Origin of the sequence: Rhizobium sp. WCS2018Hpa-16 (assembly GCF_031843705.1) — a bacterium.
GTDB classification, from domain to species: domain Bacteria; phylum Pseudomonadota; class Alphaproteobacteria; order Rhizobiales; family Rhizobiaceae; genus Agrobacterium; species Agrobacterium tumefaciens_C.
Genome location: NZ_JAVTIX010000002.1, coordinates 460,085 through 476,162 on the forward strand (window position 1 = coordinate 460,085; position 16,078 = coordinate 476,162).

Consider the following 16,078-nt stretch of genomic DNA (forward strand, 5'->3'; position numbering starts at 1 on the left):
GCGGTTTTTTCGTGTTTGCCGACAAGCACTTCAAAAGACGTCATTTTTTCTCGCGCACCGCACATTGCGCAAGCTTCGCCATAGCTTGGGCCTATACATGGCTTGTCACAGGTTTATCCTTTCGTTAACCTTCCAGCCGTGCGTTGTGCATGTTTTGCCCAACCCAAGCCTCTTCATGATGAGAGTGCGGCTTAGCGCCAGTGTGTTCTGGCATGTTCCGTTTCTCTCTGCCCGAAGTAGGTTCCATGACCAAGATTCTCTCTTCCAACACCGTGCAAAGTGCTCTCCAGACGCTTCTGTTCAGCGACGATACGCTGCAGCAAACGCAGCAGCGCGTGACCTCGGGATTGAAGATTGCCAATGCCGCGGATAATTCGGGTTACTGGTCCACAGCCACCAATTTGAGATCGGATAGCGGCGTTCTGTCCAGTGTCAGCGACGCGCTGGATCTCGGCGCATCCAAGGCCGACACTGCCTATGAGGCGGTGTCGTCGATGATCGATGTTGTCGATCAGATCATGATACAGCTGACAACGGCCCATGAAACAGGCGCCGACCGCGGCCAGATCAACAATGCCATCAATGCCCTCAAGAGCAATCTTTACTCAGTTGCACAGGCAGCCTCCTTCTCTGGAGACAACTGGCTGTTTAACACCAGTGAGCTGCTTCCATCGGTCAAATCTGTACCGTTTGCGTTCAACAAGAGCACAACGGGCGCCATTTCGCTGCAATATCTCGAAGTCCGCACATCCCAGACGACAATGGTGGACACAAACGATGCGGAACGCGGCTTGATGACCAAATCCATGGATGCGAGTGCCCGCAACCCCGACGTTCCTTCGTCGCCGCGTGAATACTACCTGCTCAACGCTAACTCCGCCACCGCCGCTGCGGGCACCGAAATCATGGTTTCGGATTCAACCACCCAGGCTGAGCTTGACGACATGGTCTATGTGGTCGGCAATATCCAGAAGCAGCTCAATGTTCTGGGCGGGTCGATCGGTAGCATGTCGAACCGGATGGATCAGCAGACAGTCTTCATCAGTGCCTTGAAGGATTCCATGGACAAGAGTGTCAGCCGACTGGTGGATGCCAACATGGAAGAGGAGTCGACACGGTTGACGGCCTATAAGACCCAACGCGATCTGGCCGTCGAAGTCGTATCCATGGCCAATAATCATGAAAAAAGCCTCGCAGGCCTTCTTGGCTGATGACGCCTGGGGGTTCATCCTCGCACAAGTTTGAACCTCTATTTTAGAAAACTGAATTGCTGCCGGATTTTCTTGGGTGTTGAGCAAACGACCCGATCCTGCTGGCCCTCTCTGAATGCCTTGCGGATGATTTCATGATTTTCTTCTCCATCGAAACGACAAGCACGTTACTGGGCGAGGTGAAGCTGTGAGCGGAGCACTGGCAAAATATCTGAAGGATTTCGGCGAGCCTGCGGCTGCCCCAACTCCAGCCCCGTCAACGAGTGCATTCGACTTCGATGCTCCAGTCTCTGACTTTCAGAGCGATTGGGCGGCTGAACCCGAAGATGTCGTTGATCTGGACGAGGAAAAGCGCAAGGCATTTGCCGAAGGCCAGGAAGCAGCCGGGCAGGAACAGCGCAAGATCCATGAGGAAGAAATCGAGGCTTTGCGTGCCAGCCACGCAGATGAGCTCGAGGCGATGCGGAACAAATACGAAGACGAAATCGCAACGCATCTCGCCACATCGGTTACAACGATGAAGCAGGCCATTGCCGCAAATGTCGAGTCTGCGTGTTTGCGCCTGTTCTCTGCGGTGATGGAGCGAGACCTCGCGCTGACGGCAGCCACGGGAATTTCCGCCGAAATTACGCGCGAGATCGAGGGTGGTTTTGCCGGCACGATCAAGATCACGGGCCCCGACCGCCTTCTGTCACGCGTTCGCGAGACGCTGGGCGATGTCGACAATCAGGTCGATTACGATGTGTCTGACGATATCGATATTAAAGTTCAAATGGATAATTCAATCTTGATGACAAGACTTTCGGAGTTTTTCCAGAATACTAGAGGTCTAGCCGATGAGTGAAGGCGAAAATCACCATCACGGCAAGAACGAGATCATCATCGTCAAGCGTCACAAGGGCGGTCACGATGGTGCGCATGGTGGCGCCTGGAAAATCGCATTCGCCGACTTCATGACCGCCATGATGGCCTTCTTTCTCGTTATGTGGCTGGTTAATGCCTCGAATGAGGAAACGAAGGCTTCAGTTGCCAGCTATTTTAACCCCATCAAGCTGACGGATGAAAAACCGGCCGACAGAGGCATGAAGCAGCCTGCGAAAACCGCCAAGGGCGAGCAGACGCAGCAGACCTCTGACACGAAATCGGAAAAGCCGCAGGATGCCGCAGCTGCAGCCAGCGGTGAAGACATGACCTCCTCGTCTGGCGACAAGACGGCCTATTCCGAGGCGGCGTTGTTTGAAAATCCCTATGCCGTTCTGGCCGAGATCGCCCAGGAAGTCGGCCAGCAGGCCAATGTGAGCGTAAAGGGTGAGGGCGGTGCCGGCGAATCCGGTCCATCCACGGGTGCTTCCGGCGGTGAGGCTTATCGCGATCCTTTCGATCCGGATTTCTGGAGCAAGCAGGTCGAAGTGCGCCCGGATCAGGGCGGCATGACGGTTCAGGACACGGCTTTGCCTGAAAAGGCGCAGAAGAAGACCGATCCGAAACCCGTTGTCGCTTCGCAGGACCTTGCAAGTGTCATCGAGGACACCGGTCTCGCCGACCCTCTGAAACCGGTCGATCCGAACGCCAAAAAGGTTGAACCGGCTGCGGATGATGAGATCGGCGAAGTCTCCACAGAGCCAAGCCCGCCAAAGGCCAACGCCAAGCCACAGACAAAGCCTGCCACCCCCGCGCCGCCAAAACCTGCGACCGCAGCCGAGGCAAAAGCCGCCGACAAACTGCGCGATGAGATTGCAAAGCAGCTTGGTGGCGTTGCGGGCAGGCTTGCCGAAGGCATCGTTGTGACGCCTGCCGAAGGTGGCACGCTCATCACGATCTCAGAAAAAGCCGATACGGCCATGTTCAACGTTGGATCGGCGGTTCCGCAAAAGGATCTCGTTCTGGCGATGGAAAAGATCGGCTCGGTCTTGAGCAAGCAGAAGGGCGCTGTCGTCATTCGCGGCCATACGGATGCACGTCCCTACAACAGCGGCGGAAAAGACAACTGGTCACTTTCGATGGACCGCGCCCATGCCGCCTATTTCATGCTGTCGCGCGGTGGCCTGGACGAAACACGCATCAAGCAGCTGTCCGGCTTTGCCGACCGTCGCTTGCAAACCACGCAAGATCCGCTGGACGGTGCAAACCGTCGCATCGAAATTTTGCTAGAGGATAGTTGAGGCAGCGGATGATGAAAGCGACCCGCCTAGCTGTTCTGTTCGTTGGCATTCCGTGGCTGGCCAGTGCCGGTTACGGACATGCGCAGAGCGACTTGCCACCGGCCAAGATCCTGCGTTCCCTACAGTTCGTTCAGGACTCGGTGGTGATGGGTGATCACGCCGCACGTGAGATGCAGAAATATCTTCTCGAGACCATGGACACTACGCTTCGGACCTCCGATGCGTCGGTCTTTGAAGATGAGCACAATGCAGATGCAGCACTTGCCTATATCATGAGCGGCGGCAACCCGCAGACGCTGGAATATCTGGTGGCGCGAGACGTGCAGGGCAACTTCGATTCGCGTGTCATCAACGTGCTTCAGAAGTATTTCAACGGTCGTGGCCAGCAGGCTGAAAAGGTCATCGCCGATATTCTTCCCGAATATCGCAATGGTGTCCTCGGGCCATACCTGATGCTGATTGCCGGTAACATCGCGGTCAACAGGGACCCAGTGGCCTCACTCGTCTTTTTTGACGATGCGCGGTTGACTGCACCCGGTTCGATTATCGAGGAAGCGGCGCTTCGGCGGTCCATCATCGCGACGATGCAAGCCAAGCAGCCGGACAAGACATTCGAATATATCCGTAAATACGCAGTCAGGTTCCTGCATTCGCCCTACGCTTCGCAATTTGCCGATCTCTTCGTCAATTTCATTGTCGAGAGCAATGGTGCCGTTACCCATGAGAAGATTGCCGAGATCGCGGAGTTGATGGACCCGGACCGCGCGGAAGAAATCTACCTTCGGATCGCGCGCCAGGCTTCGTTGCGGGGCGAGACAAAACTGGCCAGCTTTGCCACAGAGCAGGTCGCGGGGCTGACATCGCAGACCGGCGAGACCTCTCGCGCACCCCTGTCCAAGCTTTATTCTGGCCTGGCGGGTGTGCCGGGCCAAGATGTTCGCAGTGCCAGTGAAGCGCTGGCCAGCATACCAAACGAGGAATTGTCGCCTCGCGATATCGCATTGCGCGATGCTGCAAAGACGATTGCCGAACAGATTGTGAGACAGCCTGCCGTCGCGACACCGACACCGCCACCCAGCGCCAGTGGCGCACCGGATGCGCCGGAAAAAGCGGCTGAACCGGCTGCTGGCGACGCTACCGCACCTGCCGAGGCATCGGCGCAGGACGTGGCCGGCGCGCCTTTGAACGAATTTTTCAACAAGAGCAGAGCTCGGCTGTCCGAGATCGACTCGTTGCTGGAGCAGGAGGAGAGATAGCATGAACGTTGCACAGGCTGTTATTCCGGGTATGGCCGACTCCGTCAGCCAGTCTAACCGGCAGAATAAAGAAAGCGCGTCCAAGAGGGGAGGGACGGGTTTTTCCGATACGCTGGGATCGTTTGAAAAAAGCAAATCGCCACCGCAAAGCTCGTCTCCCGCACATCAAAGAACACCATCAGCGGATACAAGCTCTGCCTCGGTAAACGAGGCCCCGGTCCAACCGGTCGTATCCGAAGCGGCACCCTCGCCAGTTGCGGCGCCCATTTCGGGAACGCAGGCCCAAGTTTCCAACGCCAATCCTGTCGCGCCGGCTCCAATCGTTATCGAGCAGCCCGTGCTGCCTGTGCAGCAAGACCTAAGCCTGGAGACGGCGCTGGCCGCGACAGAGGCGGGCAAGCAGCCTGATGTTACCAATGTCATCAAGCCGTTGAACGATGTCAATGTCGCGGCTCTTCCGGATAACGACCTTGCAGCGCTTGTGACGGCCCTGACCAATCTTGTCACATCGCCTCTCTCCGCAAAGACAGATGAAGCGGGCGACAACGGGGAAGACGCAGGCGAGGGTGAGGTGGAGGCAGAGCCCGTTGAGGGCGCTGGCGACAATATGGATCTTCTGTCCCTGCTGTCCTCGACCACCATGCCGATTAATCAGAACACCCCGCCGGAAGCACAAAATGCCATGGCCCAACAGGCACAACAGGGAGGCATAACCGGCACTGCCGCGACTGATCCGGGTCTTTCTGACAGCGCTGCGACTACATCGACGGTGGTCAGGCTGCAAAAGCAGGACACACCGGGTGTCGATTTCCACATTGAAACCAGCGAAGACGGTACCGCCACCCTGGATGTGTCAAAAGCATCAGGTGATGTCACCAATATCGTACAGGTCGTGGAGAGCAGGCGTTTTGTCGGCATGGCGGCTGCCTCCAATGCGACAGCCATCAGCAGCGCTATGGCAGCTGATCCCGATTGGGCGGCCTCCATGGCTGGGCAGACCGGCAACGCTCCTATGATCTCCAGTACGGGACAGGTTGTTCACGTGTTGAAGATCCAGATGAGCCCGGTTGAGCTTGGGCACGTGACCGCAGCGATGAAGCTGGTGGGCGACGAGCTCAGTGTGCAACTGACGGCCCATACGCTCAAGGGCTATAGCGAGCTGCAGAAAGACAGCTCCGAGATCATGGATGCCCTGAAGGCACAGGGTTTCAGCGTCGACCAGGTGACGGTGACACTGGCCAGCAATGCAGACCGGCAGGATAGCGCCACCGGCAACCGCCAGCCAAACGATGCAAGCCAGAATGGCGCGCAGCAGGGTCAGCGCGGCGATGGCGACAAATCGCAGGAACAGTTTTACCGGCAGCCAGGGCAAAGCGGCCGTGAGGAGACCACTATCAATGAGAGCATTTTGCAGCCTGAGACTGCTGTTGGCGGCGTCGGCACTCGTCCTGACCACGTCTATCTGTGAGGCCTCCCAGACAGCCTCTAAAGCAGATTGCGAACGCCAGATACAGGCCGCCGCAGGCCATTATGGGATACCCGAAGGCATCCTCTATTCGGTCGGTCTGACGGAGACAGGCCGCAAGGGGTCGCTCAGCCCCTACGCCATCAACATTGAAGGCAAGGCCTATTTTCCTGCCACCATGCCTGACGCTTACAAGCTGGTGGAGGATGCCAGACGCGGCGGCGCGAAGCTGATCGACATCGGCTGCATGCAGATCAACGTCCATTTCCACGGGGGTGAATTTGCCTCCGTTGCCGAAATGTTCGACCCCGCGAAGAACGTCGCCTATGCCGCGCAGTTCCTGAAAAGGCTTCACGACCGACACGAGACATGGACGATGGCGGTCGCGCGCTACCACGCTGGACCCAATAATGACCCCGCCCAACAGCGAAATGTGTGCCGTGTCATCTCCAATCTGATCGCTACCGGCTATGGTCAGTGGACCGCCAATGCGAGAAATTTCTGCTTGAGTTGAGCAATCAAAAGTTGCAATCAAGCTCGCAAAGGGCCCAAAAAACAAATGTGGCAGGATTAACCCAAAAAAAGGCACGCAAGCATTAAGTGGCTTGACTCGCACTTTTCCCCCGAAAAAATATCCCAATTTTTCGTGAGGCCTACTAGATATAGATCAAATCGGGACAATATGGTTAATCAATTATTAATTAATGCCTGTGCTTTTTTGTAGTTGTGAGAGATTCCCACGATTCGTACACCTCAGCTTGTAGATTGGCTACACTGATTCGGAGGCGGACGAATGATCGTGGTAGTTGATGAGCGGAAGCTTGTTAAGGACGGCTATACAGCCCTGTTTGGGCGAGAGGGTATTCCCTCGACCGGGTTTGACCCGGTTGAATTTGGTGAGTGGGTAACCACAGCAGCAGACTCTGACGTCGCTGCAATCGAGGCTTTCCTGATCGGGCAAGCCGAGATGACGCATGAATTGCCACGCGCGATCAGAGATCGCTCGCAGGCACCTGTGATCGCAGTCAGCGATCATCATTCGCTGGATGCAACGCTTGCTCTGTTTGACTGTGGCGTGGACGATGTCGTCCGCAAGCCGGTTCATCCAAGAGAGATCTTGGCGCGTGCAGCTGCAATTCGTCGCCGCTTGTCGGTGCTGACGAATTTCACGGATGTTGGTCCGATCAGAGTGTTTTCGGATGGACGCGATCCCGAGGTCAACGGCGAGCTTTTCGCATTGCCGCGCCGCGAGCGTCGTATTCTGGAATACTTAATCGCAAATCGCGGTCGTCGCGTTTCCAAGTCGCAGATCTTCAACGCGATCTATGGCATTTTCGACGAGGAAGTCGAAGAGAACGTCGTTGAGAGCCACATCAGCAAGTTGCGCAAAAAGCTTCGCAAGAAGCTCGGTTTCGACCCGATCGATTCCAAGAGATTTCTCGGTTACTGCATCGACTGGAGCTAAGCAGGTTCACCCCCGGAGATCCTTGAAAAAGGTATTTGGAGAAAACACATGCAAGCCTATCCCTGACACGCCGTGGGTCTATCCAGCCCGCGGCGTTTTTTCGTTTAAGCCTTTTCAAAGGCTATATTCGATTTTCATCACATATCGACATCACAACGGCCGCTGCGCCAATTGGTTCCGCTTAATATCTTATTTTTTGAATAACTTTTTCAACCAGCGGAAAAACAGACAGCTTCACGCAAGGCCCGCATCCTAACGTCGAGACAGTTAAAGCAGAGGATTCGAGATGAGCCTTTTTGGAACGATGAAAACCGCCGTATCCGGCATGGGTGCCCAGGCAAACAAGCTCGGCACAGTCGGCGACAACATCGCTAATTCCAGCACCACCGGTTACAAAAGCGCCTCGACAGCCTTTTCTTCGCTTGTCCTCTCTTCAGCCGGGGGCAACTACAATTCCGGTGGCGTTGATACCAAAGTAAAATATTCGATTTCCCAGCAGGGCGCGGCTGTTGGAACGCAGTCTTCGACGGACCTTGCCATCAACGGTGACGGATTTTTCGTCGTGCAGGACACGGCAGGCAACGTCTTCCTGACGCGCTCCGGCTCGTTTACGGCAAATGACGAAGGCAACCTTGTCAATGATGCGGGCTTCACGCTCCTCGGTTACGAGTATACCGGCACAACACCAACGACCGTGATCAACAGCTACGATGGTCTTGTGCCTGTCAACGTTTCAGCCAACGGCATGACGGCAACGGAATCCACGCTGGGTTCCATTACGGGTAACCTCAGCTCGTCCGCGCCAATTGTGGATCCTGCCAACCTCCCAGGCAATCAGAACGCGACGGTGGTCGTGGATCAAAAGGGTACGCTTAAAACGTCCGTGACTGGCTACGACACGCTCGGCAAGGCAATCAAATACGATTTCTATTTCGCCAAGTCGGCAGACAACCAGTGGGAAGTGGCCGTTTATGACGCTGCATATGCTTCCGCGGATGGTTCGTTCCCTTATTCGCAGCCCTCTGTTGCGTCTGATACCATGGTATTTGATCCTACAACCAAGACCTTTGATGTCACCAGCTTGAATATTTCTGACCCAAACAATGGCACAGATATTGTGATTGATCTGTCTGGTATGACGCAGTTGTCAGCAGCCGGTTCGACCATTGAAGAGGGCGGGATCAACGGCAATACTGCAGAGCAGGTACAGTCCATCTCGGTTAACTCTGACGGTACTGTCTATGCAACTTACGCAAAATCAGCAGCTCGGCCGCTCTATCGCGTTCCTCTTGCTGACGTAGCAAGCCCTGACAACCTTTCTGTCCTGTCTGGAAACGTATTCCAGCCGAGTGCGGAATCCGGCGTCGTGACGCTCGGCTTTGCGGGTCAGACCGGGTTTGGCTCCATCAACTCCAAGCAGCTGGAATCGTCCAACGTCGACATCGCGACTGAACTGACAGAAATGATCCAGGCGCAGCGCAGCTACACGGCCAATTCCAAAGTCTTCCAGACCGGTTCCGATCTGATGGACGTTCTCATCAATCTGGTACGGTAACGCTTTAAAGGACGAGTGAATGTCTCTGGGATCGGCGCTTAATACGACAAAGGCAACTCTGAGTAACACTGCTATTCAGACGGGTGTCGTTTCGAATAACATTTCGAACGCCAGCACTGCGGATTACAATCGCCGTACGGCGATCACGACCACGAATGCGTCCACAGGCGCAATCACGGTCAAGATCGAGCGTACCGAAGACACCGCGCTTTTGAAGCAGACGCTGACGGCAACCTCCGACGATGCCGGCAAGCAGACATTCCTCGATGGCATGAATTCGCTGAGCGTCCTTTTGGGTGGCGAAGAATACACGGCAGCGCCTTCCACCTATCTCTCCGCACTGCAGGAAGCCATGCAGACCTACGCTGCGTCACCCGGTGACGTGACTCTGGCATCGGCCGCCATCAGTGCCGCAGGCGACGTGGCCAGCTCTCTGAACACCTCTACCGAGGCTGTTCAGCAGTTGAGAGCGGACGCCGATAGCAAGATCGACACGACGATCCAGAAGCTCAACCAGCTTCTGGCTGATTTCGAGCAGGCCAACAATGCGGTCAGTTCCGCAACGGCGGCAGGCGGGGACCCGAACAATGCGCTTGACCAGCGCGAAGGTCTTCTCAAGCAGATTTCCAGCATTGTCGGCATTTCCACCACCACGCGTTCCAACAACGACATGGTGATCTATACCTCTGACGGCACGACGCTGTTTGAAACGACGGCGCGCAAAGTCTCGTTCGACCCGCAAGCGGCCTATGACGCCAGCTCGACCGGCGCCGGCATCTATATCGATGGCGTGTCGATCAAGACCAGCGCTGGCAGCAATACCAATGCCAAGGGCAGCCTTCCGGCACTTCTGCAATTGCGCGATGAGGTCTACCCGACCTACCAGGCGCAGCTCGATGAAATCGCACGTACGGTCATCGGAGCCTTTGCTGAAGTCGACGCTGGTGGCGATGCCATCGCAGGACTGTTCACCACCAAGGATGGCTCCACCGTCGATTTCGAGACGGCTGAACTCGTGCCTGGCCTGGCTGGTCTGATCACCGTGTCAGCAGATGCGACGGCGTCGCCGATCAAGCTGCGTGACGGTAACATTGCCGGGGATACGCCAAATGTGGACGGCTCCTCCGGTTATTCCGATCTGCTGTACAAATATGCAGCGGCGTTGAACACACAGGTTGAGTTCGACCCGAATGCAGGCATCTCGACCAAAGTGACGCTGCTCAGCTTCGCCTCGGACTCTATCGGGTTTGTGGAAGAATATCGCAGCAATGCGACGACGGCTGCGGAAAGCACATCGGCAATGTTGAACAAGTCAACAGAGGCCTACTCCAACTCGACAGGTGTCAATCTGGACGAGGAACTCATCCAGATGTTGGACATCGAGCAGTCCTATAAAGCTGCGGCAAAACTCATGTCGACCATTGATGACCTTTTGAAGACGCTGATGGAGGCCGCAGGCTAATATGAAAACGACCCCAATCTCATCCCTTTCCATCACGAATGCCATGCAGCTGACTGTCGCGACCGCGCAGACGGAAATCACGAAGTTGCAGACCGAAGCTGTGACTGGCACCTATGCCGATGTGGGCCTGGAACTTGGAACACGCACATCGACGAGTGTGGATTACAATCGCGAAAGCAGCCGTCTTCAGTCCATCATGGATGCAAATTCCATTGCCGAGCAGCGCATGGACGCCTCTCAGCTCGCCATGGAAAACATGTCTGCTTCCGCACAGAGCCTTCTGAACTCGACGATTGCACTCAGCGGCAACACGGATGCCAGCAGCTTGAGCGTTGCCCAGACGACGGCCATGTCCACGCTTGAGAATTTCGTCAGCTACTCCAACACGGCTGTTAATGGTGAGTTCCTGTTCTCCGGCATCAACACCGACGTCCAGACGCTGAGCGATACGTTCGTCGCGGATTTCACGAAGGACTTCAAGGATGCCTTCGATCTGCAGTTTCCCGACCCGTCTGCGGTGACGGCTGACGATATGAAGACCTTCCTGACCGATTATCAGGACAATCTCGACTGGTCGTCCTGGACAGGCGCATCCGAAGCCACGATGAGCAGCCGTATTAGTACTTCGGAAACCGTATCTACATCCACGACGGCCAACTCCGATGGTTTTAAAAACCTTGTTCTTGCAAGTGTGATATCGTCACAACTGGTAAATACCGGATTGAACGCGAGTGCGCTGGCTGTTGTCAACAGCACCACAACCAGCTTGGCCGGATCGGCAATTTCCGGCATCGATACCCAGCGCTCAAAGATCGGACTTTCCCAGGAACGTGTGGAAAAGGCGAATACTTACATGAGCGCCCAGAAGACCATCATCGATACGCAGCTCACCAACCTCATTGGCGTTGACACGTACGAAGCTTCCACGCGCCTCACAACCCTTTTGAACCAGGTCGAGACTTCCTACTCGATCACTTCGAAAATCCAGGGACTGAGCCTGGTGAACTATCTCTGACGAAAACAGAAAACGCCTATGACGGGTGCCGGTTGAGACCATGAAGGAAAGATGAATGTTCCAGTTTTCATATGCGGAGATAATGGAGGATGACCCCAATATCGCCCGGGATAGGGAAAGACAGGTCCTAGAGAGATCGATCGAACTTCTTACCGTGGCCAAAGGCCAGGACAATTACGGCAAGGACGGCATCGAGGCAATTTTTTATACAAGACGCGTTTGGACAAGGCTCATCGACGATCTTAAGCAATCGGAAAATGAGCTTCCCGTTGAACTGAAAGCCAACCTGATATCCATCGCTATCTGGATTCTGAGAGAGTGTGAGCTGATACGCAAGCGTACTTCGAAGAATTATCAGGGCATTATCGACGTTACAACCATCATCAAGGATGGATTAAAATGAAAAGTACACTGCGGATCTCTCTGAAGTCTGGGGAAAAGATTTTCATCAACGGCGCTGTTCTGCGCGTTGACCGGAAAGTGTCTCTGGAATTTCTCAACGACGTGACATTCCTTCTGGAAAACCACGTGTTGCAACTTGAAGACACGACGACACCTTTGCGGCAGCTCTATTTCATCGTTCAGATGATGCTGATCAACCCCGAAGGCAAGGATCAGTCGCTTTCACTGTTCCGCAAGTCCATCACCATGCTTCTGACAACCTTCAAGAACGAAGAAATTCGTTCCGAATTGAAGCGGGTGGATGCGACGGTTTCGTCTGGTCGGCCTTTCGATGCCCTCAAGACAATCCGCGGCCTCTACGCCAAGGAAGAGGCCATTCTCAACAGCCACGAGATCACGCCTGCCGTGGTCAGTGAACTGAGACGGGAAATTGCACCGTGGTAGACCCAATCAATTCGTCCACAGGTACATCCAAGACCAGCACCCCAGCGGCGTCCAAACAGGACTCCGCTAAGGCGACGCTCGACTACAACAACTTCCTGCAGCTCCTCATCACGCAGATGAAGAACCAGGATCCGACGGACCCGATGGACGCCACCGAGCAGGTATCGCAGCTTGCGACCTTCTCCCAGGTGGAGCAGCAGATCAAGACCAACACCAATCTTGAGAGCCTGCTGTCGAATTCCACGCTGGCGAATGCGTCTTCCTATATTGGCAAGACAATTACCAGCGCGGATGAAAAGACCAGCGGTGTCGTGGCCTCCATCAAGGTCACAGCAGAGGGCCTGACGGCAACAACCACTTCTGGTGCCAGCATTGCCATTACCCAGGGCATCAAAATAGCGCAGACCCCGGCTTAACGGCGGGGCGCGAATCATCTATCGCTCTTGCCTGACGGTAACGGCGTCACAAATTTTCATGTCTCAATTTCGGCTTCGTGACGCCGAGTGAATCGAGCCGCCGAGATGAACGAGGCCGACGCTCTTGATATTATGCAGAATGCGATCTGGACTGTCCTGATTGCATCTGGCCCTGCTGTCAGTGCAGCGATGATCGTCGGGATCGTCATTGCGTTGATTCAAGCCCTGACCCAGATCCAGGAAACAACGCTGACCTTCGTTCCCAAGATCATTGCGGTCATGGTGGCGGTTGGCGTGTCAGCACCCTTTGTCGGTGCGCAGATCGGCATGTTCACAAACATGGTCTTCTCCCGCGTTCAATCCGGGTTTTAAGCACAGCTAGAACGATGCGATGGTTAGCAGGTATGTCCGCGCCTGCCTTGAAAAGCCGCGCCTGCGTGTGAGGCGAGCAGGTGGCAGCCACTGTGCGCTGTCGTGCTGGCTTGTTTTTTCAAGGCGTCGAACGCGGCCCTGCACCCACTTTTCAAAAGAACATCATTCCCAAAGCGGCTGCGTAAGTTCGCGGCCAATAAGCGCGTGCTGACGCAGCTGTGCTGGCGATCTATTTCAAAGAAAACTGAGAACTTGGGAAATGGTGCTGCGAAAGAGGATTGAACTCTCGACCTCTCCCTTACCAAGGGAGTGCTCTACCACTGAGCTACCGCAGCATCTGACGCCGAAGCAGGTGCTTCACATCAAGTTGGGGCCTATTGCCATAGGTTTATGACGAGTGCAAGCCGCAAATACAGACTTCGTCGTTCAACAGTGCAAAAACCGGTGGGGGCTGTTGAAAAGCCGTGAATTCGGCTATGGGTGCGCCCATGGACGATCATCACGAGAATCAGGCGGATAAGCCTGAGCCTCCCTTGGGGCAAAATGGACCCGGCGACCGGGCCAAGCGGCAGGAGGCCGAGCGCAAGGCGCGTGCGGCGCAGAAGCTGCGTGAAAACCTGGCGCGGCGCAAACAGCAGGCGCGGGCACGACGCGCTGGAGAGGCGGACGAAACAAATGGTCTGCCCGCCGCAAAAACGGACGAATCGTGCTGACATAAAATATTCATCAGAAAATTGAATTGGTGCTGAGTTTCCTTTACTGCGTAGCCTGACGAATTACGCGGCAGGCCCGCTCTCAAAACCGATCTCAGACCGGATATCACACAACGGATGGCGCGGCGCCTTACCGTTGCAAGCACTCAGGAAAGGCGAGCGCATCGCTCGTAGGCACGTATGGATCGCATCAGAATCATCGGCGGCAACGAACTTAACGGCATCATCCCGATTTCCGGCGCAAAGAATGCAGCTTTGCCCTTGATGATCGCTTCCTTGCTGACGAGTGACACTCTGACGCTGGAAAACGTGCCTCATCTGGCCGATGTCGAGCAGCTCGTCCGCATTCTCGGTAACCATGGTGTGGACGTATCGGTCAACGGACGGCGCGAAAGCCAGGGCGAGGGCTATTCGCGCACGGTGCATTTCACCTGCCGCACGATTGTCGATACGACGGCACCTTACGAATTGGTGTCCAAGATGCGCGCAAGCTTCTGGGTCATTGGCCCGCTTCTGGCGCGTGATGGCAAGGCCCGTGTGTCCTTGCCCGGCGGCTGCGCCATCGGCACGCGCCCGGTTGACCTGTTCATCGAGGGGCTGGAGGCGCTGGGCGCCAAGATGGAAATCGACAGCGGTTACATCAACGCGACAGCACCGGCGGGTGGCCTTATCGGCGCGACATACACATTCCCCAAGGTTTCTGTGGGCGCAACCCATGTCATGCTCATGGCCGCGTCTCTGGCGCGTGGCACGACAGTCATTCACAATGCGGCGCGTGAGCCTGAAGTGGTCGATCTTGCCGATTGCTTGAAGGCGATGGGTGCGAAGATTGAGGGTGCAGGCACCTCCACCATCACAATCGAAGGCGTCACATCGCTGCACGGTGCTCGCCACCGCGTGCTTCCAGACCGCATCGAAACCGGCACCTATGCCATGGCCGTTGCCATGGCAGGTGGCGATGTTCTGCTGGAAGGCACCAGAGCGTCGTTGCTCGACAACGCACTGGAAACTTTAAAGCTTGCCGGCGCGACCATCACCGAAACGGAAACCGGCCTGCGCGTTGTGCGCAACGGCAACGGTATTCACCCCGTTGATGTCGTCACCGAGCCTTTCCCTGGCTTCCCGACGGATCTTCAGGCGCAGTTCATGGCGCTGATGACGCGCGCGCAGGGCGTTTCGCACATTACAGAGACAATCTTCGAAAACCGCTTCATGCACGTGCAGGAACTGGCGCGTCTGGGCGCGAAGATCTCGCTCTCCGGCCAGATGGCCCGCATCGAGGGCGTGTCCCGCCTCAAGGGCGCGCCTGTCATGGCAACCGACCTTCGTGCATCCGTTTCGCTCGTCATTGCCGGTCTGGTTGCTGAAGGCGAGACGATGGTTTCCCGCGTTTATCACCTCGACCGTGGTTTCGAGCGTCTGGAAGAAAAGCTCAACCGCTGCGGCGCGCAGGTTGAGCGCGTCAGCGACTAACTATTGTTATAGGCAATTCCGGTGGCCACGTTTGCTGGAATTGCTCTAATCCACCCGTCATCGAGGCCCGCTGGTTGCAGATCGGGCCTCGACTGCCTATCTCCGAGTCACAATGGAATTTGAGCGGCTCTGGCCGCGCACGGAGGGCATAGATACGATGAGCGGCCTTAAATTGATGGCGCTTGATGGAGAAGACCTCTCCATTATCTCGACACACATGCAGGACAGCGTCTTCAAGCTGAAAGATGTGTCCTTTGATCGAAAGCACGGCCAGTTCGTTCTTTCTGCCAACCGCTTTGTCTGGGAACACACTGCCAAAAAAGGCCAGCCGCCCGAGCGTTGCCGCAGCGTGCTAGCGCTGAAGCGCGTGGGCAATGTGCGCTCCTACGGTTTCAATCGCGATAACAAGGATCAGGTCCTGTCGCTGCTGGCCGTGCAGTTCACCCAGAATGGCGAAGGCCCCGATGGAACGGTGGAGCTGACACTGTCCGGTGGCGGTGCGATTGCGCTGGATGTCGAGTGCATCGAGGCGCAACTTGCCGATCTCAGCGGTGGTTGGGAAACGGCATCGCAACCGCAACATTCGTTAGACTGATCTTATAAAGCCGGGGCAGGGTGAATTGCCTTGCTCGCCTGTTTTAATTTATGCCACATACCCCAGAGCAAT

The 16,078-nt window shown here is 55.8% G+C and carries 17 protein-coding genes and 1 tRNA gene; 17 read left to right on the forward strand and 1 reads right to left on the reverse strand.

The window, feature by feature from the left end; genetic code table 11:
* Positions 1-245 precede the first annotated feature (245 nt).
* From RQI55_RS08305 to fliQ, 14 genes are all read left to right on the forward strand, one after another.
* Positions 246-1,211, forward strand: coding sequence for a flagellin (locus tag RQI55_RS08305; RefSeq protein WP_243256655.1), 966 nt, complete (start codon positions 246-248; stop codon positions 1,209-1,211).
* Between the two features lie 187 nt (positions 1,212-1,398).
* Positions 1,399-2,055, forward strand: coding sequence for a hypothetical protein (locus tag RQI55_RS08310; protein ID WP_042618020.1), 657 nt, complete (start codon positions 1,399-1,401; stop codon positions 2,053-2,055).
* Positions 2,048-3,373 (forward strand): MotB family protein, encoded by a 1,326-nt coding sequence (locus RQI55_RS08315; protein WP_243256654.1) that lies wholly within the window; start codon positions 2,048-2,050, stop codon positions 3,371-3,373. Before RQI55_RS08310 ends, RQI55_RS08315 begins: the two co-directional genes overlap by 8 nt.
* Before the next feature lie 8 nt (positions 3,374-3,381).
* Positions 3,382-4,629: a chemotaxis protein gene (locus tag RQI55_RS08320; protein WP_243256653.1), complete on the forward strand. Its 1,248-nt coding sequence runs from the start codon at positions 3,382-3,384 to the stop codon at positions 4,627-4,629.
* A gap of 1 nt (position 4,630) precedes the next feature.
* Positions 4,631-6,097 carry a flagellar hook-length control protein FliK gene (locus RQI55_RS08325; RefSeq protein ID WP_243256652.1) on the forward strand — a complete coding sequence of 489 codons (1,467 nt, stop codon included), beginning with the start codon at positions 4,631-4,633 and terminating at the stop codon, positions 6,095-6,097.
* Positions 6,045-6,608 carry a transglycosylase SLT domain-containing protein gene (locus RQI55_RS08330; RefSeq protein WP_409233713.1) on the forward strand — a complete coding sequence of 188 codons (564 nt, stop codon included), beginning with the start codon at positions 6,045-6,047 and terminating at the stop codon, positions 6,606-6,608. Before RQI55_RS08325 ends, RQI55_RS08330 begins: the two co-directional genes overlap by 53 nt.
* Before the next feature lie 279 nt (positions 6,609-6,887).
* A complete protein-coding gene (rem, locus tag RQI55_RS08335) occupies positions 6,888-7,559 on the forward strand; it encodes a transcriptional activator Rem (RefSeq protein WP_042618023.1) in 672 nt (223 codons plus the stop codon).
* Between the two features lie 286 nt (positions 7,560-7,845).
* Entirely contained in the window at positions 7,846-9,114 is a 1,269-nt protein-coding gene (locus RQI55_RS08340) for a flagellar hook protein FlgE (protein WP_042618024.1), read from the forward strand.
* Positions 9,115-9,133: 19 nt separating this feature from the next.
* Entirely contained in the window at positions 9,134-10,576 is a 1,443-nt protein-coding gene (gene flgK, locus RQI55_RS08345) for a flagellar hook-associated protein FlgK (RefSeq protein WP_243256651.1), read from the forward strand.
* 1 nt (position 10,577) lies between these two features.
* On the forward strand, positions 10,578-11,591 hold the full coding sequence (locus RQI55_RS08350; RefSeq protein WP_042618026.1) for a flagellar hook-associated family protein: 1,014 nt from the start codon (positions 10,578-10,580) through the stop codon (positions 11,589-11,591).
* A gap of 55 nt (positions 11,592-11,646) precedes the next feature.
* Positions 11,647-11,994: a flagellar biosynthesis regulator FlaF gene (flaF, locus tag RQI55_RS08355; protein WP_042618027.1), complete on the forward strand. Its 348-nt coding sequence runs from the start codon at positions 11,647-11,649 to the stop codon at positions 11,992-11,994.
* A complete protein-coding gene (flbT, locus tag RQI55_RS08360; protein ID WP_042618028.1) occupies positions 11,991-12,437 on the forward strand; it encodes a flagellar biosynthesis repressor FlbT in 447 nt (148 codons plus the stop codon). Before flaF ends, flbT begins: the two co-directional genes overlap by 4 nt.
* Complete coding sequence (gene flgD / locus RQI55_RS08365) at positions 12,431-12,853, forward strand: flagellar hook assembly protein FlgD (RefSeq protein WP_042618029.1); 423 nt, start codon at positions 12,431-12,433, stop codon at positions 12,851-12,853. The genes flbT and flgD overlap by 7 nt, the downstream gene beginning before the upstream one ends.
* Positions 12,854-12,958: 105 nt before the next feature.
* The gene (fliQ, locus tag RQI55_RS08370; RefSeq protein ID WP_042618030.1) at positions 12,959-13,225 is read left to right on the forward strand and encodes a flagellar biosynthesis protein FliQ; all 267 of its coding nucleotides are present in this window, start codon (positions 12,959-12,961) and stop codon (positions 13,223-13,225) included.
* Between the two features lie 260 nt (positions 13,226-13,485).
* Here fliQ and RQI55_RS08375 read toward each other — a convergent pair.
* Positions 13,486-13,560: transfer RNA gene (locus RQI55_RS08375), tRNA-Thr, on the reverse strand.
* A 153-nt stretch (positions 13,561-13,713) separates the two neighbouring features.
* Between RQI55_RS08375 and RQI55_RS08380 the strand changes: the two genes are divergently transcribed.
* The 3 genes from RQI55_RS08380 (at position 13,714) to RQI55_RS08390 (ending at position 16,006) form a co-directional block, all read left to right on the forward strand.
* Positions 13,714-13,938 carry a hypothetical protein gene (locus RQI55_RS08380; protein ID WP_311272464.1) on the forward strand — a complete coding sequence of 75 codons (225 nt, stop codon included), beginning with the start codon at positions 13,714-13,716 and terminating at the stop codon, positions 13,936-13,938.
* Between the two features lie 180 nt (positions 13,939-14,118).
* Positions 14,119-15,411 carry a UDP-N-acetylglucosamine 1-carboxyvinyltransferase gene (gene murA / locus RQI55_RS08385; RefSeq protein WP_192063421.1) on the forward strand — a complete coding sequence of 431 codons (1,293 nt, stop codon included), beginning with the start codon at positions 14,119-14,121 and terminating at the stop codon, positions 15,409-15,411.
* Between the two features lie 157 nt (positions 15,412-15,568).
* On the forward strand, positions 15,569-16,006 hold the full coding sequence (locus RQI55_RS08390; protein WP_311272465.1) for a DUF2948 family protein: 438 nt from the start codon (positions 15,569-15,571) through the stop codon (positions 16,004-16,006).
* Positions 16,007-16,078: the final 72 nt, after the last annotated feature.